Genomic DNA, 23,208 nt, shown 5'->3' with positions numbered 1-23,208 from the left:
CTTGCCATGGCCTGTGTCTTCACATGATATTATACGGCATCCCGGCAGAGCTGCCGGGAGCCGTTATAAATTATCTTAATCGAACTTCAGGTCCAGACCCAGACCGCGCAGCTCATGGATCAATACGTTGAAGGATTCCGGCACACCGGCTTTCGGTATGTTGTCTCCCTTCACGATGGATTCATATGCTTTGGCACGGCCCACAATGTCATCAGACTTGATGGTGAGCAGCTCCTGCAGGATGTTGGCGGCGCCATACGCTTCCAGTGCCCATACCTCCATCTCACCAAAACGCTGGCCACCGAACTGGGCTTTACCACCCAACGGCTGTTGCGTAATGAGAGAGTACGGTCCAATGGAACGGGCGTGCATCTTGTCGTCTACCATGTGGCTCAGTTTGAGCATGTAGATGATCCCCACGGTTGCTTTCTGGTGGAAGCGCTCGCCTGTTTCGCCATCGTGCAGGTAAGTGTGCCCGAAGCTCGGCAGGTTGGCGTCTGTGATGTATTGAGCGATCTCTTCGGTGCTGGCACCGTCAAAGATCGGCGTAGCAAACCTTACACCCAGTTTCTGCCCGGCCCAGCCCAGTACGGTTTCGTAGATCTGGCCGAGGTTCATACGGGAAGGTACGCCCAGCGGGTTCAGCACAATGTCTACCGGAGTGCCGTCTGCCAGGAAAGGCATGTCTTCGTCACGTACTATCTTGGCCACAATACCCTTGTTACCGTGGCGGCCCGCCATCTTATCACCCACTTTCAGCTTGCGTTTGCTGGCCAGGTATACTTTGGCCAGTTTCAGCACGCCCGCGGGCAGCTCGTCCCCAATGGAGATGTTGAACTTCTCGCGTTTGTAGCGGCCCAGCTCCTCATTGTACTTGATGTTGTAGTTGTGGAGCAGGGTATTGATCTGGTCGTTGGTATCCTGGTCTGTGGTCCAGCCGAGCGGGTTCACGTTCTGGAAATCAACGTTGGCCAGGTTCTTATTGGAGAACTTGGAACCTTTGGAGATCAGTACTTCACCGTAGGTGTTGGTGATGCCGGCAGACGTTTTGTCTTTCAGCAGCGTCAACAGCTTGCTCATCAGCACTTCCATCAGGTCTTCCTCGTTCTTCTGGTGTATTTTCTCCAGTTTCTCCAGCGCTGTTTTTTCGCGGGTCTTGGAGTTTTTATCTTTCTTGGCGCGGGAGAACAGCTTCTTGTCTATCACCACCCCTTCTGTAGACGGGGGTGCTTTCAGGGAAGCGTCTTTCGCGTCTGAAGCCTTGTCTCCGAAGATGGCTCTCAGCAGTTTTTCTTCAGGAGAAGGATCAGATTCACCACGGGGCGTGATCTTGCCGATCAGGATATCGCCTTCCTTGATGTGGGCGCCCACACGGATGATACCGTTCTGGTCGAGGTCTTTAGTAGCCTCTTCGCTCACGTTGGGGATATCCGGGGTCAACTCTTCTTCACCCAGCTTGGTGTCACGTACTTCCAGCTCGTATTCGTCAATGTGAATGGAGGTGAACCAGTCTTCTTTGGCTACACGCTCGGAAATCACGATGGCATCCTCGAAGTTGTACCCTTTCCACGGCATGAACGCCACTTTCAGGTTACGGCCGAGGGCCAGCTCACCGGCGCGGGTAGCGTAGCCTTCCGTGAGGAAGTCTCCCTCCACCACACGCTGCCCTTTCTTCACCGCGGGGCGAAGGTTGATGCAGGTGCTCTGGTTGGTCTTAACGAATTTGGTCAGCTGATAGATGATCAGGTCATCTTCAAAGCTCACCAGCTTCTGCATTTCATCGCGCTCGTAACGTACGTGGATCTCGTTTGCATCTACAAACTCCACCACGCCTTTGCCGTTAGCGGTGATCTGCAGGCGGGAGTCACGTGCGGCCTTACCTTCCAGCCCGGTACCTACAATAGGTACCTGCGGGTTGATCAGGGGCACTGCCTGGCGTTGCATGTTTGATCCCATCAGCGCACGGTTGGCGTCATCGTGCTCCAGGAAGGGGATCAGGGAAGCGCTCAAACCAACGATCTGGTTCGGGGCCACGTCCATGTATTCCACTTCTGCCGGTTCCAGGATCGGGAAATCGCCGGTTTCGCGGGATTTCACCTTATCGTTCACAAACTGCCCCTTGTCATCCAGCGGAGCGTTTGCCTGTGCAATTTTTACAGAATCTTCTTCTTCGGCGCTCAGGTATTCCACCTTGTTCATATCCACTTTACCGTCTTTTACTTTGCGGTAAGGCGTTTCAATGAAGCCCATTTCGTTCACCATGGCGTGTACGCACAGGGTGGAGATCAGACCGATGTTCGGCCCTTCAGGCGTTTCGATGGTGCAGAGGCGGCCGTAGTGGGAATAGTGTACGTCACGTACCTCAAAGCCTGCGCGCTCGCGGCTCAGACCACCGGGACCGAGTGCGGAGATACGGCGTTTGTGCGTGATCTCGGACAGCGGGTTGGTCTGGTCCAGGAACTGGGAAAGCTGGGAGGTGCCGAAGAAGGAGTTGATCACGGAAGACAGCGTTCTTGCGTTGATCAGGTCTACCGGCGTAAACACCTCGTTATCCCTTACGTTCATACGCTCGCGGATGGTACGGGCCATACGGGCCAGGCCCACGCCGAACTGGGCGTACAGTTGTTCTCCCACGGTACGTACACGGCGGTTGCTGAGGTGGTCAATATCATCTATCTCCGCTTTACCGTTGGTGAGCTGCACCAGGTATTTGATGATGGAGATGATGTCTGCCTTGGTCAGCACCTTCATATCCAGCGGGGTGGAGAGGCCCAGCTTACGGTTGATCTTGTAGCGGCCTACGTCCCCGAGGTCATACCGTTTGTCGGAGAAGAATAATTTATCAATGATGCCCCTTGCTGTTTCATCATCCGGCGCATCGGCACCGCGCAACTGGCGGTAGATGTGCTGAACGGCTTCCAGCTCGGAGTTGGAAGTATCTTTGTTGAGGGTGTTATAGATGATGGCAAAGTCGCCGCTCACCTCTTCCTTCTGCACAAATACGGATTTCACGCCCATATCGGTGATCATTTCGATGTTGGCCTCGTCCAGGATACTGTCGCGCTCCAGCACGATCTCGTTCCTTTCGATGCTCACCACCTCACCGGTATCTTCGTCTACGAAATCTTCTACCCAGCTGCGCAAAACGCGGGCAGCCAGCTTTTTGCCGGCGTATTTTTCCAGGTTCTTGCGGTCTGCTTTTACTTCGTCAGCCATGCCAAACAGCTCCAGGATGTCCTTGTCTGTTTCGTAGCCGATGGCACGTAACAGGGTGGTAACCGGGAACTTCTTCTTACGGTCGATGTAGGCGTACATCACGTTGTTGATGTCCGTCGCAAACTCCATCCAGGCTCCTTTGAAGGGGATCACCCTTGCGGAGTAGATCTTGGTGCCGTTAGGATGCACGGATTGACCAAAGAAAACACCCGGGGACCGGTGCAGTTGGGAAACAACTACACGCTCAGCGCCGTTGATCACGAAAGTGCCTCTGGGGGTCATATAGGGAATATTGCCCAGGAACACGTCCTGCACAATAGTCTGGAAATCTACGTGTTCCTCGTCGTTACAGCTCAACCGGAGTTTTGCCTTGAGCGGCACGGAGTACGTCAGCCCACGCTCAATACATTCTTCGATGGTATAACGCGGAGGGTCTACGAAGTAGTCCAGGAACTCCAAGTTGAAGATATTACGGGTGTCCGTAATAGGGAAGTTCTCCTTGAATACTTTAAAAAGGCCTTCGTTGTTTCGCTTGTCTGGTGTGGTTTCTAATTGGAAGAAATCCTTGAAAGATTGGATTTGGATAGCCAACAGATCCGGTGTCTCAGCAACTTGTTTGATCTTTCCAAAATTTACTCTTTCGTTAGTTTGGGCTTTTTTTAGAGACATATTCGAAGTTAGCAGTTAATATGACTTGTACTAAATAAGGGAAATTAATGATTCTTTGGCAAATACACCCAAATAATTGTGTTTCAACCCCGATGACCTGCACACCTTGCAGTGATTTCCCCAATTGCAGCCCATCCCGAAACACACGTTCCCAAAGGGAATAAGGCCAAAAAGTGCCGGAGCACTTTTTGACCTCAAAAAGATGTATAATTATGCAAAGAATTACTGAATCTCAACGTCAGCGCCTGCTTCAGTCAGCTTCGCCTTCAGGTCTTCTGCTTCAGCCTTGCTTACGTTTTCTTTCACTGCTTTAGGAGCACCGTCAACCAGTTCTTTGGCTTCTTTCAGGCCCAGACCGGTCAGGTCTTTTACCACTTTCACCACGTTCAGTTTGCTGGCGCCAGCAGATTTCAGGATTACGTTAAATGCAGTTTTCTCTTCAGCAGCAGCGGCTCCGCCACCACCGTCAGCAGCTACAACAACTGCAGCAGCAGCAGGTTCGATACCGTATTCGTTCTTCAGAACGTCTGCCAGTTCTTGTACTTCCTTAACAGTAAGACCTACTAATTGTTCAGCTAATGCTTTTACGTCTGCCATTGTATAATGTTTTGTAATGTTTTTTAAAATGTTGTTAAACAGATGTTTGTTTATATTTTGACTTGGAAGCCATGATGGTTGCCGGGCCAGGCCCGGTGGTAAAGGTTACTCGGCCGCAGGAGCTTCTGCCACTTCGCCACCTTCTTTGTTTGCTTTTTCCAGCAGGGCAGCGATAACGCGTTTTGCAGGAGATTGCAGCAGACCGATAACTTCGCCGATAAGCTCGTTTTTGGTCTTGATCTTCACCAGGGTAGCCAGCTGGTTATCGCCCAGGTATACTTCCTCGCCTACAAAAGCGGCTTTCAGTACGGGCTTTTCCAGTTTGGCGTTTTCCTTGCGGAAATCGGAGATGATCAGCGCCGGTTCTTTCGGGCTGTCAGAGAACAGCAGGGCGGTTACGCCGTGCAGCGCCTCGTAAACAGCGGAGTACTTCTCGCTGTTCAGGCTTTCGAGGGCCTTTTTGATCAGGGTGTTCTTGGCCACCTTCATTTCCACGTTCTTGTCGAAACAAACCTTTCTCAGGTGGTTCACCTGCGCTACCGTCAGAGACTCCGTATTGGTGATATAAAAATTGCTGTATTGAGAGAACTTACCTTTCAGCAGCTCAATAACCTCGTTTTTTTGATCTTTGTTCATTGCTTTGTGTTTGGCATTGACAACAGGTACTTTTTACCTGGTTATCAATTAGTTTTGAACAGATTTAGTGTCAATTACAATACCCGGGCTCATAGTGCTGGCCATAGACAAACCTTTCAGGTAAGTACCTTTTGCAGTAACCGGTTTCAGCTTGATGATCGCGTTGATCAGCTCCTGTGAGTTCTGCTCGATCTTCTCGGATGCGAAAGACACACGGCCGATAGAAGCGTGTATGATACCCGCTTTATCTACTTTAAAGGTAATTTTACCGCCTTTCACCTCGTTCACCGCGGCTGCTACATCGTTGGTAACAGTACCGGTTTTCGGGTTGGGCATCAGGTTACGGGGACCCAGGATCTTACCGAGCTTACCGATCTTAGGCATTACAGCAGGAGTAGCGATGATCACGTCGATCTCGGTCCAGCCGCCTTCAATTTTGGTAATGAACTCGTCCAGGCCCACAAAATCAGCCCCGGCTTCTTTGGCAGCAGCCTCTTTGTCCGGAGTGCACAGTACAAGAACTTTCTTGGTCTTACCAGTACCGTGGGGAAGCGTTACGGAACCACGGATAGCCTGGTCGGCCTTCTTAGGATCAACGCCTAAGCGGATATGTAAATCGACAGAAGAGTCGAATTTAGTACAGTTAATGTCTTTAACAAGGGTGGAGGCCTCTTTCAGGCTGTATATCTTGTTTTTGTCCACCTTAGTGTCAGCCACTTTTCTTTTCTTGGTTGCCATTTCTTAAAATGATTTAAATTAACCTGCTTGCACAGGGTGAACAATTTAGTTTTCCCAGGGAGCTTTACCATCAACGGTAATACCCATGCTGCGCGCTGTACCGGCTACCATTTTCATGGCGCTTTCCAGGGTGAAGCAGTTCAGGTCAGGCATTTTGTCTTTTGCAATAGCCTCAACCTGCGTCCAGGATACTTTACCCACCTTGTTACGGTTAGGTTCTTTAGAACCACCTTGTATTTTGGCAGCCTCCATCAGTTGCACGGGGGCCGGAGGTGTCTTGATTACAAAGTCGAATGATTTGTCTGTGTACACCGTCAGCAGAACCGGCAATACCTTACCCATTTTATCCTGGGTACGGGCATTGAACTGTTTGCAGAACTCCATGATGTTCACACCCTTGGAACCCAAAGCGGGACCAATCGGAGGCGCAGGGTTGGCTTGGCCGCCCTTCACCTGCAATTTCACGTACGTTGCGATTTCTTTTGCCATTATGTTGTTTTTAATTTGGTTAAACGTCCCCCACGGTAAACCGCAGAAAACTCCCAAAACTCAAAAGTCCCGAAAAAGACATTTTAAGGGGGATGCAAAGGTAGGTATTAATTAAATTATTAGCAAAAATTGTTTGGAGTTCGGCATTTTTTTTGCTATTATCCGGGAATTGGGATTAGCTTTAATAGCTAAAGAGCTATAAATCAATAAAATAGTAGCCCTGATCAATAGTCAAAGATACGTCATCTTCTGCACTTTTCCCGCAATTTTACACCCCCGGACAAGTTACTTATCCACTGTGCGTAGTTCGCTGGCTGCTGCCGGTTTCTTTCCCCCAAGCCTCTACCTTCTCCTCCCCCTTCCGGTCATTTTATTCATTCACAGGGGGGGAACACCCGGAATTTTTTGTATTATTATTCTCCAAACCTCGTTTCCACTGTATGAAATTCCTCCTTTTTCTGATACCTCTTTTTGCAAACATTCATCCACCCATGCAAAAAACACAGTTTCTATTCGTAGGCACCTACACGGCTGGCGAAAGCAAGGGCATTTATGTGTATAAAAAAGACCCTGCCACCGGCCAGTTCCTCCACGTTAGCACGGCAGAAGGCCTTAGCAACCCCTCCTTCCTGGTAATTGCGCCTGATCAGCGGCACGTATACGCTGTCAGCGAATCCGGTAAAAACCGCACCGGCAGCGTATACGCCTTTTCATTTAACACCGCCTCCGGCCGCCTTACCCTCCTTAACCAGCAGGATGGCGTGGGCAACGGCCCATGCCATATCAATATGGACAAGGCCGGCAAATTCGCCATTACCGGTAATTACGCCGGGGGCAGCATTTCCGTAATGCCCATACAGCCAGACGGTACAGTGGGAACGGCTGCCCAAACCCTTATCCATAACGGTTCCAGCATTGTAGCCTCCCGCCAGAAGGCACCCCATGTGCATTCCATTAACTTCTCCCCTGATGGCAAACAGGTGTTTGTGCCGGACCTGGGCATTGACAAGATCATGGTGTACGACTTCAATGCCGCCCACGCCATAGCGCCCCTCCGCGCAGCGGCCACCCCGTTTGTCAGCGTTGAGCCCGGCGGCGGGCCCAGGCATTTCACCTTCAGCCCCAACGGCCGGTTCGCCTACGTGGTGCATGAGATCTCGGGCAAGGTAACGGCCTTCCGCTATGAAAACGGCGCCCTCCGCCCCCTGCAGACCATTTCAGGCGCGCCGGCGGAGTATACCGGCAGCAACTTTAGCAGCGCGGACATCCACGTTTCGCCAGACGGGAAACACCTGTACATGTCCAACCGGGGAGACCTGAACAATATTTCCATTTTTTCCATTCACCCTGAAACGGGTATGCTGCAGCTCCTGGGCCACCAGGCCTCCGGCGGCAAACACCCGCGCAATTTTATGATAGACCCTTCCGGCAACTACCTGCTGGCGGCCAACCAGAACGGCAATAACATTGTGATATTCAAGCGGGATGCGGCTACCGGCCTGCTCAGCCCCACCGGCCAGGAAATACAGGTGCCCAACCCCGTTTGCCTGAAAATGCTCACGCTCGAGTAAGGGGCCGGAGAGCGGCCGCAGCGCCGCCCCCAATTGCATGTGGCACCGCATAAAACGTTGCTAATGCAAGTATTATGTACCTTCACAGGCACAAAATACCCCGAATATGAAACGCATTTGTTTAACGCTCGCACTCGTCTGCGCAACGCAGCTCCTCACACACGCACAAGATGCCGCTATGGAAAAAGCCTGGATGGAATATGCCACTCCCGGCCCCATGCACAAAATGATGGCCATGGCAGACGGCAACTGGAAAACGGACATTACCTTCTGGATGGCTCCCGGCGCCCCGCCGTCAAAGCAGGCAGGCGCCTGTACCAACAAGATGATCCTGGGCGGCCGCTACCAGGAAAGCCGCCACACCGGAGACATGGGCGGCCAGCCCTTTGAAGGCATCGGTGTAATGGGTTATGACAACGCCAAAAAGATGTTCTTTTCTACCTGGGTAGACAACATGGGCACCGGCGTCATGTACCTGGAAGGCAAGTGGGACGATGCCACGCGCAGCATCACCTTCACCGGCAAGTCTACGGACCCCGTTACCGGAAAAGACCTCAATATCCGGGAGGTAGTGAAATGGGTAGATGACAATACGCAGACCATGGAAATGTACATGATGCAGAACGGCACCGAATTTAAGAATATGGAGATCACACTGACCCGCCAGTAAGGACATAAAAAAAGGTTGCCGTCTGCAACGGCAACCTTTTTTGAATATCTGCGCAGATCGGCCTTAGCTGATCTTTTCTACCTGCATAAAGTTCAGCTCCACGGGTGTAGCGCGGCCAAAGATCTTTACGGTCACTTTCAGCTTCTTTTTGTCTTCCAGCACTTCTTCTATCACACCGTTAAAGTCGTTGAACGGCCCGTCAATGATCTTGATGGTTTCTCCAACAATGTAAGGCTCGCTCATGGTGAGGCCCTGGTCGGAGATCTCGTCTACTTTACCGAGCATTTTGTTTACTTCGGATTTGCGGAGCGCAATGGGTTTTTCTTTACCGAGGAAGTGGATCACGCCGGAAACGTTGCGGATGGCCTGGATCACTTCGTCGTTCATTTTACCGTCGATGGCTTCGATCATCACATAACCGGGGTAGAAGTTCTTTTCGCGCATCACTTTCTTACCAGCCTGCACTTTATAAACTTTTTCCACAGGCAGGAACACCTGGGTGATCACGTTGCCCCAGTCACTGCGGCGAACTTCAATGTCCAGGTATTCTTTTACTTTCTTCTCTTTGCCACTCACCACGCGCAGCACGTACCATTTGGTTTCCTGAGTGGGGATTTGGGCTTCGTCCATTATTGAAACAGTTTATAGTATTGCGATAAAACCAGGTGAGAGGCAGAGTCCATACCCCACACCAGCAGCGTGATGATGATGGTGGCGATCAGAACGATCATGGTAGAGGACTGCAGTTCCCGCCAGGTGGGCCAGGATACTTTATGAACCAGTTCGTGATATGATTCTCTGAAGTAATTGGTGATTTTGTTCATGGTAATAAGTTATCCTGATATGAACGATAAAAATTGCCGTGGAGTAAAATCTTTGAATTTTACTGTCCGGCAATTTAATTCTTGGCACGGGTACTAGGATTCGAACCCAGATCAAAGGTTTTGGAGACCCGTATGCTACCGTTGCACCATACCCGTGTGTGTAAAAGCCATTAGCTGTTGCGTTTTGACCTATAGCAAATATAATCCCTATTGATTAAACCGCTAAGGCTAATGGCTTTTTATTTACAGTATTGCTACTGATTATTTCAGGATCTCAGTTACCTGACCAGCACCTACGGTACGGCCACCTTCGCGGATAGCGAATTTCAGACCTTTTTCCATAGCGATGGGCTGGATCAGTTTAACGGTCAGGCCGATGTTATCACCAGGCATTACCATTTCCACACCTGCAGGCAGTTCAACTTCACCGGTAACGTCAGTAGTACGGAAGTAGAACTGGGGACGGTATTTCTGGAAGAACGGCGTGTGACGGCCACCTTCTTCTTTGCTCAGTACGTATACTTCGCATTTGAAGTCAGTGTGCGGAGTGATAGAACCGGGAGCGCAGATAACCATACCGCGGCGGATCTGGGTTTTCTCAATACCGCGCAGCAGCAGACCGGCGTTGTCACCAGCTTCACCTTCGTCCAGCAGTTTTTTGAACATTTCCACGCCAGTGCAGGTGGATTTCAGTGATTCCGTTTGCAGACCTACGATCTCAACGTTCTCACCAACTTTGATGCGACCGCGCTCGATACGACCGGTAGCAACAGTACCACGACCGGTGATAGAGAATACGTCTTCCACAGACATCAGGAACGGTTGGTCAACCGGACGGGGAGGCAGCGGGATGTAAGTATCCACAGCTTCCATCAGCTCGTCGATTTTAGCCACCCATTTTTCGTCGCCAGCGAGAGCGCCGGTAGCAGAACCCTGGATGATGGGCACATTGTCGCCATCAAAGCCATAAGAAGACAGCAGATCGCGGATCTCGATCTCTACCAGTTCCAGCAGTTCCGGATCGTCTACCAGGTCAACTTTGTTCATGAATACAACAATACGGGGTACACCTACCTGGCGGGCCAGGAGGATGTGCTCCTTCGTTTGCGGCATCGGACCATCTGTAGCGGCAACCACCAGGATAGCACCGTCCATCTGAGCTGCACCAGTGATCATGTTCTTCACATAGTCGGCGTGGCCCGGACAGTCTACGTGAGCATAGTGACGGTTGGCTGTCTGATACTCAACGTGTGCTGTATTGATGGTAATACCTCTTTCTTTTTCTTCAGGAGCCGCATCGATCTCGTCATATCCTCTTTTCTCAGCCAAGCCCTTGTTTGCCAGAATTGTAGTAATGGCAGCAGTCAAGGTAGTTTTACCGTGGTCCACGTGACCGATGGTACCAATGTTAACGTGGGGTTTATCCCGCTTAAAGGTTTCTTTTGCCATTGTATTTTTTTTTAAGATGGTTTGTAAAGATTGTATTATAGTTGTTTAAAAACGTTTTACAAACTGGAGCCAATCGCAGGAATTGAACCTGCACCTCCCCCGATTACGGTCAGGGCCGCTCATCCATTGAGCTTACCGGCTTAGTTAAACTTCAAATTTCGGACACCGTCAACCGTTCTCCAGTTTCCTGTATCCGAAACGTTTTGAGCTGTTGATGAGAATTGAACTCACGACCTCTTCCTTACCAAGGAAGTGCTCTACCCCTGAGCTACAACAGCAGTTGTGACAAAGAGCGGGAGACGAGGTTCGAACCCGCGACCTACAGCTTGGAAGGCTGTCGCTCTACCAACTGAGCTACTCCCGCAATTATGAATTGCGCATCACGAACTACCTCTCCCCTATCTGCACAATTACGAATTACGACACTTTTTCCTTCGTAATCCGTAACGCCAATTCGTAACTGATTTCGTGGGCAGGACAGGATTCGAACCTGTGAAGTCGAAAGACAGCGGATTTACAGTCCGCCCCATTTGGCCGCTCTGGAACCTGCCCAACTTATTTTTTTTTGCCCGGAACTTTACAGCCCCGTAACTCTTCCGAGCCAGCAGAGGGATTCGAACCCCCGACCCACTGATTACAAATCAGTAGCTCTGGCCAACTGAGCTATGCTGGCAAATTTTTTGTCAAGAAAAAACTTAACACCCTGTTTAAAGGAAGCGCAAAATAAATGTGAATCTTATTAAGAACCAAATCTTTTTTTTCACCTCCGCAAGGCACATTTTTCTGTACAAAACTTTCCCCGCCGCTGTAAAAAACCATCCGTTTAAAGGAGCTTACAACACCGGTTTAAGTTGGCTTAAACGCCCTACAGTAAAGAACTTTACTACCTTCGCCGACCCCTTTTTGAATCGGGATGGCAAAGGTAGTAAAGAGATATTTAATTCCAAAATATTTTTAGAAAATTAATGTAAATTCTTCTCCTTCTGGCGCTTGATCTGGGTTACAAGCGAATCAAAGGCAAGGTCGAAGGATTCCTCGAAAGATTTGGACTCATGTTTTACAAAAAAATCGTGTCGGGGTATGTGCACTTTTATTTCAGCTATCTTATCCTTGATCTGATGGGCTAACTGGTCTAACTTCAAAAAAACTTCCACTGATACAATCCGGTCATAAAAGGTGGAGAGTTTCTGGACCCGTTTGTTCACATGATCAATTAATTTGGCGTCCGCATCAAAACGCACCGTCTGAATTTGAACATTCATAACACTAAAATTTTACATTTAACAATCTGATTTTAAGCACGTAAATCATCTTTTCATAGGCGCTTTTGTTTATGGTAAAGAACTTGTTACTAATTTACTGAACTTTCCATCTTATTCCATTTTCTTCGTGAAAAATTTTGTTAAAATGGCTTTTATGCAATGTTAAGACGGGTCAGCTATATAACAACTGACAGCCGTCAATCGTTGCACTGTTTTGCATGCGTAAAGTATTTTGTTAATTTTTTTGTTGACATACCCTGCTCAGGCCTTGGGGTGGGCCTGCTTGTATACGTTCTTCAGCTTCTCTATGGTATTGTGGGTATACACCTGCGTGCTGGCCAGTGAGGCATGGCCCAGCAGCTCTTTTACGGCATTGATGTCTGCCCCGTTGTTGACCAGGTGCGTGGCAAAGGTATGGCGGAGTACGTGGGGGCTTTTCTTGGAAAGGGTGGTCACCTGGCCCAGAGCGGCTTTTACGGTGCGGTACACATACCCCTCATTTACCCGCCGGCCGTCCTTTTTTACCAGCAGGTACTCCTGGTCGGGGTTTTCCAGCTCTTTCCCCTTGCGCTCCGTATACGCCCTGATGCTGGCCACCAGATGGTTGCTGATGGGGATGATGCGCTCTTTGCCGCCCTTGCCCAATACCTTGATGTGGCTGTTGGGAAGGCTGATACCGCTGTGCCGCAGGCCTATCAGCTCCGCGCGGCGGATGCCGGTCTGGTACAATATATCGAGCACCAGCTGCCGGGTGGCGCCGTCAAAATCGTCCGCAAACAGGGGCTGCCCGCCGGCCTCGTTCCGTTCCATCTGCTGCATGCCCTTTTCTTCCACGAACAAGGGCAGGCGTTTGCGCATTTTGGGGCTTACTACCTTGAACATGGGGCTTTGGGCAATAGCGCCCTCGCGCACTGCGAATTTGAAAAATGACTTCAAAGTGGATATTTTCCGGCGGATGGTGACGGCGGAAACGTCTTCCTTCTCACCCCTGCCCCGCAGCCCGGTGGCCAGCCATGACTGTACCTGGAAAGCGTCTATCTCTCCCAGCGGGGTGGGGCCGTATACGGCCTGCATGTACTCGAAAAACTGCTGAAGGTCAAGCCGGTAGCTGGCCGTAGTATGCTGCGAATAGCGTTTCTGCAGCGCAAGATAAGAGAGGAACTGTTCGGCCAGTGTGGGTAATCCGGTCATAACCAATACAAAAAAATTAATGACTGTAAAGTTATAGAAAACCTTACAATCATCAATCTATGTATTACTAATAAGTTGGATCGTTCTTATGCGTCAAACTTTCCGGTAGAGAGCTGTTGTTTGTAAACAGCTTTCAGCACCTGCGTACGGCGGCGGATGGAAGGTTTTGTAAATGACTGGCGCTCTCTGAGTTGCAGCAGTATTTTTGCCTTCTCAAATTTCTTTTTATACTTTTTAAGCGCTTTGTCTATGTTTTCGCAATCTTTGGAATCGATAATTAACATAAATCTCCTTTATAATTTTTACGGACGGCAAAGATACGGAGTATTTTTCAACTTTCAAAGTTATTCACACGCAATTTTAATTGCCTAATTTCGGGGTCCAATATTACGATTTTTATGTTCACTGGCATTATTGAAACAATGGGTACTGTGGCCTCCGCAGTGCAGGAAGGCGGAAATCTCGAGATCACCATACAATCATCCATAGCGCCGGAGCTGAAGGTAGACCAGAGCGTGTCTCACAATGGCGTTTGCCTCACAGTTACCGCGGTGGAGGCAGACCGGTACAAAACCGTGGCAGTGGCGGAAACACTGCAAAAAAGCAACCTTGGCGGCATACGGCCGGGCCAGGCCGTTAACCTGGAGCGGGCCATGATCTTCAACAGCCGTATAGACGGGCATATTGTGCAGGGGCATGTAGACGGCACCGGTACCTGCGAGTCTGTACAGGAAGCGGAAGGCAGCTGGCTGTACCGTATCGGTTTTGATGAGGGTTTTGCCCCTCTTATTGTGGAAAAAGGGTCTATCTGCCTCAACGGCATCAGCCTGACGGTATTTGATATTACTGACACCGCCTTTACAGTGGCCATTATTCCCTATACCCACCAGCACACCAATATCCAATACCTGCGGCCGGGAGACGTTGTTAACCTGGAGTTTGACATCCTGGGCAAATATGTGGCCCGTCAACTGGACCGCGCTGCTAAAAACGAAAACAATTGAACCATTCATTCTCTCAAACGCTGGGTTTACAATACCCGCTGATTATGGCCCCCATGTTCCTGGTGAGCAATGAGGCCATGGTGAAAGCGGCTATCCGCAGCGGCATTGCGGGCACCTTCCCTTCCCTTAACTACCGGGCCGAAGGAGAGCTGCCGGCCCTCCTGGAAAGGCTGAACGAGACCAAAGCCGGGGCGCAGCAAGGCTCATACGGCGTGAACCTTATTGTTCAGAAAACGAACCCACTCTATAAAAAGCACCTGGACGCCTGCGTGGCGGCCCGCGTGCCCTTCTATATCACGTCCCTGGGCAACCCGCGGGAGGTGATAGACGGCGCTCACAGCTACGGCGCCAAGGTACTGTGCGACATTACCAACCTGGAGCACGCGGCCAAGGCCGTACAGAACGGGGCAGACGGGCTTATTGCCGTTTGTGCGGGCGCGGGCGGCCATGCAGGCCCCTACCCTATGCACGTGCTGGTGCCGGCGCTGAAAAAGGCCTTCCCCAACGTGCCGGTAATAGCCGCGGGCGGCATTGCCACAGGGCAGCAAATGGCCAGCGCCATGGTACTGGGGGCAGATGCCGTATCTATTGGCACCCGTTTCATTGCCAGCACGGAGGCCGGCGTGAGTGACGAGTACAAGCAGGCCATCATCAGCCACGGCATGGAAGATATTGTGCTCACGGAGCGCCTTTCCGGCACCCCTTGCAACATCATCAATACGCCTGCGGCGCAAAAACTGGGGTACAAACAAACATCGTGGGAAAAATGGCTGTCACGCAACCCGCGTACCCGCAAGTATTTCAAAATGATGGTGCAGATGAAAGGCATGAAAAAACTGCAAAGGGCCATCAAACCCAATTATTACAACCAGTTGTGGAGCGCCGGCCAGAGCGTTGAAATGGTGGATGACATAACAGGGGTAGATGAAATTGTACGCCGCCTCATGCAGGAGTACCAGCAGAGCCTGAAAACGTTCGTGTAACGGCGGAACAGGCCATAAATTAAATCTATCTTTGCAAAATGTCTGAATCACCAAACTACCAGGAAGGGACCGTGCTGCTGATCAACAAGCCGTTAACCTGGACCTCTTTTGACGTTGTACGTAAAATCCGCAATACCACCAAGGCCAAAATAGGCCATGCCGGCACGCTTGACCCGCTGGCCACCGGCCTGCTCATTTGCTGCACCGGTAAAATGACGAAGAAGATCAATGAGTACCAGGCGCAGGAAAAGGAATACACCGGCACTTTTACGCTGGGCGCCACCACTCCTACCTTTGACCTGGAATCTGAACCGGAGAACCACCAGCCTGTACCGGCCCTCAGCCAGGAGGAGCTGCAGGCATATGCCAACCGCTTCACCGGCCCGCAGCAGCAATTACCGCCCATTCATTCCGCTATCAAACAGAACGGCAAGCCCATTTACCACCTGGCCCGCAAAGGCGTGGACGTGAAAGTGGAGCCAAGGGCCATTGTGATACATGCTTTTGAAATTACGGCGGTAGACGGGCCGGTAGTGCATTTCAGGGTACAATGCAGCACGGGCACCTACATCCGCTCACTGGCGCAGGATTTTGGCGCGGCCGTTGGCTGCGGCGCGTACCTGAGCAGCTTGTGCCGCACCCGCATAGGAGCGTTCAGGCTGGAAGATGCGGTAGAAGTAACGGATTTTATTGAGCAGTACAAACAGGCGCATCAGAACGGGTAGCCGATGGCAATGTTCCAGATCACATTATCCCGGCGCCAGCGGGCGTCTCCCAGCGCCCATTCCCCAATGTACCACCCGCTGTTGTTCTGGGTGGGATAAGGCTTTTTAAGGGGAATACCCCAGTCGAACCGGATCACGAAATAGCTGAAATCTAGCCTGGCGCCCAAACCGGTGCCAATGGCCAGTTGTTTGTACAGGTTCTTGATCTGGAACTCTCCCCCGGGGCGCAATGTGTCTTTCCGCAGCATCCAGATATTGCCAAAGTCCAGAAAGGTAGCGCCTTTCAGGTTGATGGTGCCGCCAAACAGGCGCAGCATGTCAAAACGGTACTCCACGTTCCCTTCCAGCTTCAGATCGCCCGTCTGGTCAGGGAAAATAGTGGCAATGGACGACGTGTCCGTATAAGACCCCGGGCCCAGCGTACGCAGGCGCCAGGCGCGGATGCTGTTGGGGCCGCCGGCGGTAAACTGGCGGATGTAGGGCAACACATCGCTTTGCCCGTAAGGGATCCCTACGCCGGCATAGGCGCGGGTGGCCACGGCAGATTTATTATAATTCCAGTAATGACGGTAATCTACCTCCCCCCGCACAAACTGCGAGATGTTCACCCGTGCCAGCGTTTCCAGGTTCTCGCTGCGGCTGCTGATCACATGTATCAGCCCGTTCACCCCTTTCAGCCACAGGCCTGATTCTTCAATGGTGGCGCGAAAATAGGAGTTCTGCCTTTTATGGAAAATATCGTTGTTGGCAAACGTGTAGGAAACGGCTTCGCCGCCAATGAACGCAGGCTCAAAGCTGCGCCGCAGGTAGGGATTGGGGTCTACCACCGTATCCTTGAAGCCGGGGGTAAGCACCACGCCCACGTAGTTGAGGGTAATGGGCTTGACCGTCCACCGTTTGTAAATGGACTCGTTCCACTCATAGCCGAAAGCGCCGGTCACATTGCGGATGTTGAACTTGTCTATCCTGCGCAGGTTGTTGAAACCGGCGGAGATCCTCGTTTTGGCGGTGGAACGGTTGCTCTGGCGCACACGGAAGGGGGTGATAAAACGCGGCAGGATGAAGTCTGCATTGATGCCGTATTCCGTGGCCTGCATATCGAACCGGCTGGCGTTGCGCACTACTTCCACCCCGCCCTTCAGCGTAACATGCAGCTCATTGGCGGCGCGGTTCACGTTAAAATGCCGGTACCCCAGTGATACGCCGCTGCCTATAAAATAATCGCTGCTGGTAGTGAGGTCTATGTTGGCGCTCAGCTCCTGCTTTTTGCGTGGGGTGAGCTGAATGAAAGCGTCCAGCTTCTGCGCACTGTCTTTGTTCTCCCGGAACTGCACGGTCACGAACTGCCAGAGGTTCAGATCGTACAGCCGGTTCACCGTATTGTTGTAGTTGGTGGTGGAATACTTCTCGTTGCTCCGCAGCTGCACCGTGCGGGACAGCACCCGCGGGCGGATCAGGTTTTCGTGATACTTTACAATGAGGTGGCGGCTTTCCGTGGTATTGAAAGAAGTGTCGTTCACATTGTCCTGCAGCTTGAAGTCCGGGAAGGCGTAGATCTTGTTCAGGTAAAACACCTTGGTCAGGTCACTGGCGGAATCTTCCGGCTGGCGGATGCTAACCTCTATGTCCATTGTAGGTTTCTGGTCTGCGCTCAGCACGGTGGGCATGCTTTCAAAAGGGTTCAGCGGGTCCAGGAACAGGGATTTGTTGAGCGTATCCACGGTGAAAGACACCAGGTCACGGTTGAACTTGTAATAACCTGCGTCCCTGATCATGCGGGTAAGGCGCTCCCGCTCGTCCCGCAGGTTGCCAGCCTTGTAGGCGTCATTCACTTTTAGCAGGGACAGGTTTTCGCCGTTTTTCACAATGTTGGCGATGGCCGTGTCCGGTATATCGTACAGCACCTTCCTGATCACGAAGTTTTTGCCGGTGTTCACCTGGTAGGTCACCTCTGCTTTCTGCGACTTGACGTCTGCCGTAAATGAGGCCGTGGCGTAGAAATAGCCCTGGTTGTTGAGGTAAGACACCATGCGGGCGGCAGACTCGGCGGTTTTGGAGGAATCCAGTATCACCGGCGCCTGCAGGTTCCTTTCGGCCAGCATAAGGTTCCAGAACCAGTTGCTTTTTTTATCGTACGTTTTTTTATTGTAGAGCCATACCTTGAGCCGGGTACCCAGCACTTTCTGGTTAGGCTTCTGCAGCATGAGGGAAGAAGAGGTAAGGTCGCTCTTCAGGTTCTTTTTTTCAGTGGAAGAGAGCTGGCCTTCAATATTCATGCTGGTGCCGGTCAGCAGGCTCTGGTCCTGCTGCAGGTATTTGGTGTTGGAGCAGGCGTTCAGCAAAAGGCACAGCAACATCAGCAGCGCCGGTACCGGCAGATGGATTGATGGTGCATATGTCTTTTTCTTCACTGGTAGTTTGCATTTGGGTACTTACACATCCCTGTTTGAGAGGGGCTGTTGGCTGAATGCCGGATTTCCTGTAGGTTTGACCCCATGTTATCAAAGGCGCAAATTAAATATATTCAATCATTACAGCACAAAAAAAACAGGCAAAAATCCGGCCAGTTTGTGGCTGAGGGTGACAAGATAGTGCAGGAACTGATCACCGGCAGCGCCGCCGCGGTAAAGTCCGTATATGCTACCGCGCAGTGGCTGGAAGGCCACCCGGTACCGGAGGGCATCACGGCAGAAGCCGTAACACCGGCGGTATTGAAGCTACTCTCTTCGCTTTCCACCCCCAACCAGGCGCTGGCCCTGGCAGACCTGCCCGCCCAGCCGCCGCTGCGGCTGGAGGGCGCGGTATCCATTGCGCTGGATACCCTGCAAGATCCCGGCAACCTGGGCACCATTATTCGTATAGCCGACTGGTTTGGCATCCGCCAGGTGATCTGCTCGCCAGACAGCGCGGACGCTTACAACGCCAAAACCATACAAGCCACCATGGGCAGCCTGATGCGCGTGCCTGTATACGTGCAGTCCCTCACCGGGCTGCTGCAGGCCCACCCGCATATTCCCTCCTATGCCGCCACGCTTCATGGAGAGAACATCGTGAACGTACCGCCCCTCAGGGAAGGCATCATTCTTATCGGCAATGAATCCCGCGGGCTGAGCGCCGCGGTGCTGGAGCTGTGCAGCCGCCGCATCACCATACCGCGGCTAGGAGAAGCGGAATCCCTGAACGCGGCCGTGGCCACCGGCATCATCTGCGGCAGGTTGCTTATCTGAACAACAAGCGCTACATGATTTCCCGCATGGCCATCGGCATACCCGGCCGGTTGCTTATTTGAACTGGATAGCTCTTACCGGCACAATGCGGCGTACCAGCAAAGAAGGTATGAGCAGGATCAGCACGCATATGAGCAGCGTGCCGCCGTTGATAAGCAACACTTTCCACCACTGGATGGCAATGGGTGCCACTGTCATGTAATAAGATTCTTCAGGCAATTTGAAAAAACCGGTGTACTGCTGCAGCAGGGCCAGGCCAATGCCAAGCACGTTGCCTATCAGGATGCCGGCCAGCACAATGTAACCCGCCTGGTAAATAAAAATACCCTGTATAGCGCCGTTGCGCATGCCCAGGGCCTTGAGAATGCCCACCATGTTAGTCCTTTCCAGTATGAGGATGAGAATGGCCGTGATCATGTTGATCACCGCAACAATGGTCATGATCACCAGTATGATGGTCTCGTTTTTATTCTGCAGGCCCAGCCAGTCAAAAATATTGGGGTATACCTCCTGCATGCTGCGCAGGGCCAGCTCATCCGGCAACAGGTCCCCGATGCCGCTGCGGGCGCTGTCTATCAGCCGGTAGTTGTCCAGGAACACCTCGTACCCACCTATCTCTCCCGGCTCCCAGTCGTTCAGCCGGCGAACAAGCCCTATATCCCCTATCAGGTAGGCCTTATCATATTCTTCAATGCCGGTCTTGTAAATACCGCAAACGGTGAGCTTACGCGCGCGGGGCGGCAGCCCGTCTCCACGTACAAAGTATACCACCACCGCGTCATTGAGCTGCAGCTGCAGCAGCGCGGCCGTATTGGCAGACACAATGATCTCGGAGGAATAACCGCTGTCCGTAAACCGGATAGGGCGGCCCTCTTCCAGAAAGGCAGGCTCATTCCCCGGGGCAATGCCCTTGAATATCATGCCTTCTGTTTCCTTGTCTTTTTTTACGATCACGCTTTTGGTGGCAAATTCATCCACCTTTTTTACCCCGGGCAATGCGCGGATGCCCGCCTCCAGGGCGCTGTCTGCCATAAAAGGCACCTGTTCCGCCAGCGGCCCCGCATTTACCTGATACTGCGTGATGTGCATATGCCCCCAGAAGCTGAAGATCTTGTCAGAAATGACCTGCTGAAAGCCGTTGATCAGTGCAGTGGCCATTATCATCACGGCCACGCTGAAGGCCGTGGCTATCATGGCTATGTTGATGATGAACTTGGAAAAGGAAGAGAAGCGGTTAAAGGCTATTCTTCCGGCAATAAACAGGGACACGCGCATGCCGCAATTTATACAATTTAGAAATTCATTGTAAATTACGGCTATGAGGAAAGTAGCACAAGCATGCTTTACCGTAATCGTATTGTCCTGTTCCCTGGCCCTGAAGGCACAGGAAAATGCCATTACGCCAGACCACATTTACCACCGCAACATTGCCACGGTCAAGCTGAACCCGCCGGGCGAGCCCCTGGGAATGCCCGTGGTAGCGCTGAATTCTAATGAAACGCTGGAGCTGAGCTTTGACGACCTGCTCAATGAAATGCGCACGTACTACTATACGCTGGTGCTTTGCGATGCAGACTGGAAACCGGCCAGGCTCAACCCCATCGAGTACCTGCGGGGCTTTACGGAAAACCAGATCAGGAACTTCAGATTCTCCAGCATTGCCCTGCAAAAATATGTACACTACAGCGTGCAGATACCCAACTCCAACTGCATGCCCACCAAAGCCGGCAACTACCTGCTGAAGGTGTACCTGGACAGTGATACGTCCAAGCTGGCCTTTACCCGCAGGCTGATGGTGTTCAACAACCGGGCGGGCGTAACGGGCTTCATTTCCCAGCCCACCAACCCCAAGCTCTTCCGTACCTCTCAAAAGATCAATGTAGCCGTTAATACCAAAGGCCTGAATGTACAGAACCCCTTTGACCAGGTGAAGCTGGTGATACAGCAGAACAACCGCTGGGACAATGCCATCACCAACCTGAAACCGATGTTCATCAAGGGAGACGTGATAGAGTACAATGCGGAGCAGGACTGTATTTTTCCCGCCATGAAGGAGTGGCGCTGGGTAGACCTCCGCAGCTTCCGCCTGCAAACGGAGCGTGTCCAGAAAACGGATTACCGCAAAAGCAGTACGGAAGTGACCGTGCTGCCTGACTTTCCGCGAGACAACGTGGTATATCAATACCTGAAAGATATCAACGGCATGTTTTACCCCGCTATCATAGAAGATTATGACCCCAGCTTTGAAGGAGATTATGCCCGGGTGAACTTTACCTTTCCGGCCAAAGAACCTTACGCGGGGTACGATATGTATATTTTCGGGGAAATGACCAACTATGAGCTGAACACCCTCAACAAAATGACCTACAATGGCCCGCGGCAGGCCTATGAAGGGGCCTTGTACCTGAAACAGGGCTACTACAATTACGTATACGGGCTGCTTGACAGGACCAACAACCAGTTCAGCACGGAATTTACCGAAGGCAACTGGTGGGAAACCGAGAACGCCTACACCGTGCTGGTATATTTCCGTTCATTGGGCGGGCGGTACGATGAGCTGGTGGGCCAGTTGCGGCTCAACTCCCTGCTGAACCGCAGCCGTTAACCCGTAACAGGCGTAATGGGGTCTGTCTGGTAAACAGACTGCCGCAGTTTCACAATATTGGCCGCCCCCCGTTTGATGATGATACGGGTACCGCGGTCATACGTGAAGTACCGGTAAAACCAGTTGATGAACACTACCAGTTTGTTACGGAAGCCCAGCAAGTTCAGGAGGTGCACCACCATCCAGGCTATCCAGGCCAGGTAACCGCTGAGGCGGATGCCCGCAAACTCCGCCACCGCCCGGTTGCGGCCAATGGTGGCCATACTGCCAAGGTCTTTGTATTTGAACGGTTGCTGCGTATATCCTCTCAAAGACGCCTGGATGTTCCTGCCCAGCTGCTTGCCCTGCTGCATGGCCACCTGCGCCACCATAGGGTAGCCTTTCGGGAACCTTTCGTCATTCACCATCATGGCAATATCTCCTATTGCATACACATTATTGCAGCCTTTCACCAGGTTAAACTCGTTCACGTTCACCCGCCCGTTGGGCAGCACCTCCCCTTCCGGCAAACCGGCAACGGGCATGCCTTTAACGCCGGCAGACCAGAGCAGGGACTGGGTTTGGATGGTTTCCCCGTTGCTGAGCAGGAGGTTAAGGCCATCATAGTCTTTCACCGCCACATTGGTCATTACTTTTACGCCAATGTGCTCCAGGCTTTCGAAAGTTTTCTGGCTGCTGGCGGTTGTCATGCTTGCCAGCACACGCGGGCCGGCCTCTATCAGGTAAATGTTCATCAGGTGCAGCGGCAGCTCCGGGTAATCTTTTGGAAGGATGTATTTGCGCAGCTCGGCAAAGGCGCCGGCCAGCTCCACGCCGGTAGGCCCGCCGCCCACCATCACAAAATTGAGCTTCGGCTTCACTTCCGCTTCGTCTTTCAACAGCAAACATTCCTCAAACTGTTTCAGTACATAGTTGCGGATCTGCACTGCTTCTATCAAAGACTTCATGCCAATGGCATGCTCTTCTATCAGTTTGTTGCCGAAAAAGTTGGTATTGCTGCCGGTGGCAATAACGAGATAGTTGTATTTGATATCGCCAATATTGGTAACCAGCACATTGTCTGCCGTGTTCACGCTTTTCACCTCCGCCATCCGGAAGTGGAAATTTTTCTGGTGCTTGAAAATGCCGCGCAGCGGAAAGGCTATGCTGTCCGGCTCCAGGCCGGCGGTAGCTACCTGGTACAAAAGGGGTTGAAAAAGATGATAATTGTTCCTGTCCAGCAATACTACCTGTACGGGTACGCGCTTGAGCGCTTTAGCCAGGTTAATGCCTCCAAATCCTCCTCCAACGATCACTACCCTGGGCCGGTCTGTTTCCGGTATGTTCGGTTGTATCATGATTTGTGATTTAAA

General features: G+C 51.7%; 21 protein-coding genes and 5 tRNA genes. 7 read left to right on the top strand and 19 right to left on the bottom strand.

The genetic code is table 11. The features are described 5' to 3' along the window. Positions 1-75: 75 nt before the first annotated feature. The 5 genes from rpoB to rplK all read right to left on the bottom strand — a co-directional run bounded on the left by rpoB (position 76) and on the right by rplK (position 6,345). Complete coding sequence (gene rpoB / locus D3A97_RS12540) at positions 76-3,885, bottom strand: DNA-directed RNA polymerase subunit beta (protein ID WP_119078838.1); 3,810 nt, start codon at positions 3,883-3,885, stop codon at positions 76-78. 222 nt (positions 3,886-4,107) lie between these two features. Then, the gene (gene rplL, locus D3A97_RS12535) at positions 4,108-4,482 is read right to left on the bottom strand and encodes a 50S ribosomal protein L7/L12 (RefSeq protein WP_119078837.1); all 375 of its coding nucleotides are present in this window, start codon (positions 4,480-4,482) and stop codon (positions 4,108-4,110) included. A 105-nt stretch (positions 4,483-4,587) separates the two neighbouring features. Continuing rightward, positions 4,588-5,118, bottom strand: a complete 531-nt coding sequence (rplJ, locus tag D3A97_RS12530) for a 50S ribosomal protein L10 (RefSeq protein ID WP_119078836.1) — start codon at positions 5,116-5,118, stop codon at positions 4,588-4,590. A gap of 48 nt (positions 5,119-5,166) precedes the next feature. Continuing rightward, a complete protein-coding gene (gene rplA / locus D3A97_RS12525; protein WP_119078835.1) occupies positions 5,167-5,856 on the bottom strand; it encodes a 50S ribosomal protein L1 in 690 nt (229 codons plus the stop codon). Between the two features lie 45 nt (positions 5,857-5,901). Next, a complete protein-coding gene (gene rplK / locus D3A97_RS12520; protein ID WP_119078834.1) occupies positions 5,902-6,345 on the bottom strand; it encodes a 50S ribosomal protein L11 in 444 nt (147 codons plus the stop codon). Between the two features lie 491 nt (positions 6,346-6,836). Here rplK and D3A97_RS12515 point away from each other — a divergent pair, with 491 nt between their 5' ends. Together D3A97_RS12515 and D3A97_RS12510 are read left to right on the top strand one after the other, a co-directional pair. Beyond that, on the top strand, positions 6,837-7,916 hold the full coding sequence (locus D3A97_RS12515; RefSeq protein ID WP_157986511.1) for a lactonase family protein: 1,080 nt from the start codon (positions 6,837-6,839) through the stop codon (positions 7,914-7,916). Positions 7,917-8,022: 106 nt separating this feature from the next. Then, on the top strand, positions 8,023-8,586 hold the full coding sequence (locus D3A97_RS12510) for a DUF1579 domain-containing protein (RefSeq protein WP_119078832.1): 564 nt from the start codon (positions 8,023-8,025) through the stop codon (positions 8,584-8,586). Positions 8,587-8,649: 63 nt separating this feature from the next. On the opposite strand, the gene nusG is transcribed toward D3A97_RS12510, so the two are convergent. From nusG to rpsU, 11 genes are all read right to left on the bottom strand, one after another. Beyond that, the gene (gene nusG / locus D3A97_RS12505; RefSeq protein WP_119078831.1) at positions 8,650-9,216 is read right to left on the bottom strand and encodes a transcription termination/antitermination protein NusG; all 567 of its coding nucleotides are present in this window, start codon (positions 9,214-9,216) and stop codon (positions 8,650-8,652) included. Beyond that, positions 9,216-9,410 carry a preprotein translocase subunit SecE gene (secE, locus tag D3A97_RS12500; protein WP_119078830.1) on the bottom strand — a complete coding sequence of 65 codons (195 nt, stop codon included), beginning with the start codon at positions 9,408-9,410 and terminating at the stop codon, positions 9,216-9,218. Before secE ends, nusG begins: the two co-directional genes overlap by 1 nt. 82 nt (positions 9,411-9,492) lie before the next feature. After that, positions 9,493-9,566, bottom strand: a tRNA-Trp gene (locus D3A97_RS12495). A gap of 105 nt (positions 9,567-9,671) precedes the next feature. Continuing rightward, positions 9,672-10,859 carry an elongation factor Tu gene (gene tuf, locus D3A97_RS12490; protein WP_119078829.1) on the bottom strand — a complete coding sequence of 396 codons (1,188 nt, stop codon included), beginning with the start codon at positions 10,857-10,859 and terminating at the stop codon, positions 9,672-9,674. A gap of 206 nt (positions 10,860-11,065) precedes the next feature. Continuing rightward, positions 11,066-11,137, bottom strand: a tRNA-Thr gene (locus tag D3A97_RS12485). A 13-nt stretch (positions 11,138-11,150) separates the two neighbouring features. Beyond that, a tRNA-Gly gene (locus D3A97_RS12480) sits at positions 11,151-11,223 on the bottom strand. Positions 11,224-11,328: 105 nt separating this feature from the next. After that, positions 11,329-11,411, bottom strand: a tRNA-Tyr gene (locus D3A97_RS12475). A 47-nt stretch (positions 11,412-11,458) separates the two neighbouring features. Beyond that, positions 11,459-11,532, bottom strand: a tRNA-Thr gene (locus tag D3A97_RS12470). Between the two features lie 289 nt (positions 11,533-11,821). Next, a complete protein-coding gene (locus D3A97_RS12460; protein ID WP_119078827.1) occupies positions 11,822-12,121 on the bottom strand; it encodes an HPF/RaiA family ribosome-associated protein in 300 nt (99 codons plus the stop codon). A gap of 261 nt (positions 12,122-12,382) precedes the next feature. Next, entirely contained in the window at positions 12,383-13,312 is a 930-nt protein-coding gene (locus D3A97_RS12455) for a tyrosine-type recombinase/integrase (RefSeq protein ID WP_119078826.1), read from the bottom strand. Between the two features lie 86 nt (positions 13,313-13,398). Beyond that, positions 13,399-13,596, bottom strand: coding sequence for a 30S ribosomal protein S21 (gene rpsU, locus D3A97_RS12450; protein ID WP_119078825.1), 198 nt, complete (start codon positions 13,594-13,596; stop codon positions 13,399-13,401). Between the two features lie 114 nt (positions 13,597-13,710). Between rpsU and D3A97_RS12445 the strand changes: the two genes are divergently transcribed. Genes D3A97_RS12445 through truB form a run of 3 tightly spaced genes read left to right on the top strand, consistent with a single transcriptional unit; the run spans position 13,711 to position 16,024 of the window. Further along, complete coding sequence (locus D3A97_RS12445) at positions 13,711-14,316, top strand: riboflavin synthase (RefSeq protein WP_119078824.1); 606 nt, start codon at positions 13,711-13,713, stop codon at positions 14,314-14,316. Beyond that, positions 14,313-15,299 (top strand): NAD(P)H-dependent flavin oxidoreductase, encoded by a 987-nt coding sequence (locus tag D3A97_RS12440; RefSeq protein WP_232825951.1) that lies wholly within the window; start codon positions 14,313-14,315, stop codon positions 15,297-15,299. Before D3A97_RS12445 ends, D3A97_RS12440 begins: the two co-directional genes overlap by 4 nt. A 38-nt stretch (positions 15,300-15,337) precedes the next feature. Further along, positions 15,338-16,024 carry a tRNA pseudouridine(55) synthase TruB gene (gene truB / locus D3A97_RS12435; RefSeq protein ID WP_119078822.1) on the top strand — a complete coding sequence of 229 codons (687 nt, stop codon included), beginning with the start codon at positions 15,338-15,340 and terminating at the stop codon, positions 16,022-16,024. On the opposite strand, the gene tamL is transcribed toward truB, so the two are convergent. Then, on the bottom strand, positions 16,012-18,435 hold the full coding sequence (gene tamL / locus D3A97_RS12430) for a translocation and assembly module lipoprotein TamL (protein WP_157986510.1): 2,424 nt from the start codon (positions 18,433-18,435) through the stop codon (positions 16,012-16,014). The two genes, truB and tamL, sit on opposite strands and share 13 nt — an antisense overlap. An 84-nt stretch (positions 18,436-18,519) precedes the next feature. Here tamL and D3A97_RS12425 point away from each other — a divergent pair, with 84 nt between their 5' ends. Next, positions 18,520-19,251 (top strand): TrmH family RNA methyltransferase, encoded by a 732-nt coding sequence (locus tag D3A97_RS12425; RefSeq protein ID WP_119078820.1) that lies wholly within the window; start codon positions 18,520-18,522, stop codon positions 19,249-19,251. Between the two features lie 54 nt (positions 19,252-19,305). On the opposite strand, the gene D3A97_RS12420 is transcribed toward D3A97_RS12425, so the two are convergent. Beyond that, the gene (locus D3A97_RS12420) at positions 19,306-20,526 is read right to left on the bottom strand and encodes an ABC transporter permease (protein ID WP_119078819.1); all 1,221 of its coding nucleotides are present in this window, start codon (positions 20,524-20,526) and stop codon (positions 19,306-19,308) included. 43 nt (positions 20,527-20,569) lie between these two features. Here D3A97_RS12420 and D3A97_RS12415 point away from each other — a divergent pair, with 43 nt between their 5' ends. Continuing rightward, entirely contained in the window at positions 20,570-21,856 is a 1,287-nt protein-coding gene (locus D3A97_RS12415; RefSeq protein WP_119078818.1) for a type IX secretion system plug protein, read from the top strand. On the opposite strand, the gene D3A97_RS12410 is transcribed toward D3A97_RS12415, so the two are convergent. Further along, positions 21,853-23,193 carry an NAD(P)/FAD-dependent oxidoreductase gene (locus tag D3A97_RS12410; RefSeq protein ID WP_119078817.1) on the bottom strand — a complete coding sequence of 447 codons (1,341 nt, stop codon included), beginning with the start codon at positions 23,191-23,193 and terminating at the stop codon, positions 21,853-21,855. The two genes, D3A97_RS12415 and D3A97_RS12410, sit on opposite strands and share 4 nt — an antisense overlap. Between the last annotated feature and the right edge of the window lie 15 nt (positions 23,194-23,208).

Origin of the sequence: Chitinophaga alhagiae (assembly GCF_003568665.1) — a bacterium.
GTDB classification, from domain to species: Bacteria; Bacteroidota; Bacteroidia; order Chitinophagales; family Chitinophagaceae; genus Chitinophaga; species Chitinophaga alhagiae.
This window is presented reverse-complemented; position numbering and strand designations above follow the sequence as displayed.

Bases quoted from the DNA above. Each gene is read 5' to 3' on its own strand.
- D3A97_RS12415 (WP_119078818.1), top strand. From the start codon at position 20,570: ATGAGGAAAGTAGCACAAGCATGCTTTACCGTAATCGTATTGTCCTGT.
- rplJ (WP_119078836.1), bottom strand. From the start codon at position 5,118: ATGAACAAAGATCAAAAAAACGAGGTTATTGAGCTGCTGAAAGGTAAG.
- D3A97_RS12425 (WP_119078820.1), top strand. From the start codon at position 18,520: ATGTTATCAAAGGCGCAAATTAAATATATTCAATCATTACAGCACAAA.
- nusG (WP_119078831.1), bottom strand. From the start codon at position 9,216: ATGGACGAAGCCCAAATCCCCACTCAGGAAACCAAATGGTACGTGCTG.
- D3A97_RS12515 (WP_157986511.1), top strand. From the start codon at position 6,837: ATGCAAAAAACACAGTTTCTATTCGTAGGCACCTACACGGCTGGCGAA.
- rpoB (WP_119078838.1), bottom strand. From the start codon at position 3,885: ATGTCTCTAAAAAAAGCCCAAACTAACGAAAGAGTAAATTTTGGAAAG.
- D3A97_RS12445 (WP_119078824.1), top strand. From the start codon at position 13,711: ATGTTCACTGGCATTATTGAAACAATGGGTACTGTGGCCTCCGCAGTG.
- D3A97_RS12420 (WP_119078819.1), bottom strand. From the start codon at position 20,526: ATGCGCGTGTCCCTGTTTATTGCCGGAAGAATAGCCTTTAACCGCTTC.
- rpsU (WP_119078825.1), bottom strand. From the start codon at position 13,596: ATGTTAATTATCGATTCCAAAGATTGCGAAAACATAGACAAAGCGCTT.
- truB (WP_119078822.1), top strand. From the start codon at position 15,338: ATGTCTGAATCACCAAACTACCAGGAAGGGACCGTGCTGCTGATCAAC.
- rplL (WP_119078837.1), bottom strand. From the start codon at position 4,482: ATGGCAGACGTAAAAGCATTAGCTGAACAATTAGTAGGTCTTACTGTT.
- secE (WP_119078830.1), bottom strand. From the start codon at position 9,410: ATGAACAAAATCACCAATTACTTCAGAGAATCATATCACGAACTGGTT.
- D3A97_RS12455 (WP_119078826.1), bottom strand. From the start codon at position 13,312: ATGACCGGATTACCCACACTGGCCGAACAGTTCCTCTCTTATCTTGCG.
- D3A97_RS12460 (WP_119078827.1), bottom strand. From the start codon at position 12,121: ATGAATGTTCAAATTCAGACGGTGCGTTTTGATGCGGACGCCAAATTA.
- D3A97_RS12510 (WP_119078832.1), top strand. From the start codon at position 8,023: ATGAAACGCATTTGTTTAACGCTCGCACTCGTCTGCGCAACGCAGCTC.
- tuf (WP_119078829.1), bottom strand. From the start codon at position 10,859: ATGGCAAAAGAAACCTTTAAGCGGGATAAACCCCACGTTAACATTGGT.
- rplK (WP_119078834.1), bottom strand. From the start codon at position 6,345: ATGGCAAAAGAAATCGCAACGTACGTGAAATTGCAGGTGAAGGGCGGC.
- D3A97_RS12410 (WP_119078817.1), bottom strand. From the start codon at position 23,193: ATGATACAACCGAACATACCGGAAACAGACCGGCCCAGGGTAGTGATC.
- rplA (WP_119078835.1), bottom strand. From the start codon at position 5,856: ATGGCAACCAAGAAAAGAAAAGTGGCTGACACTAAGGTGGACAAAAAC.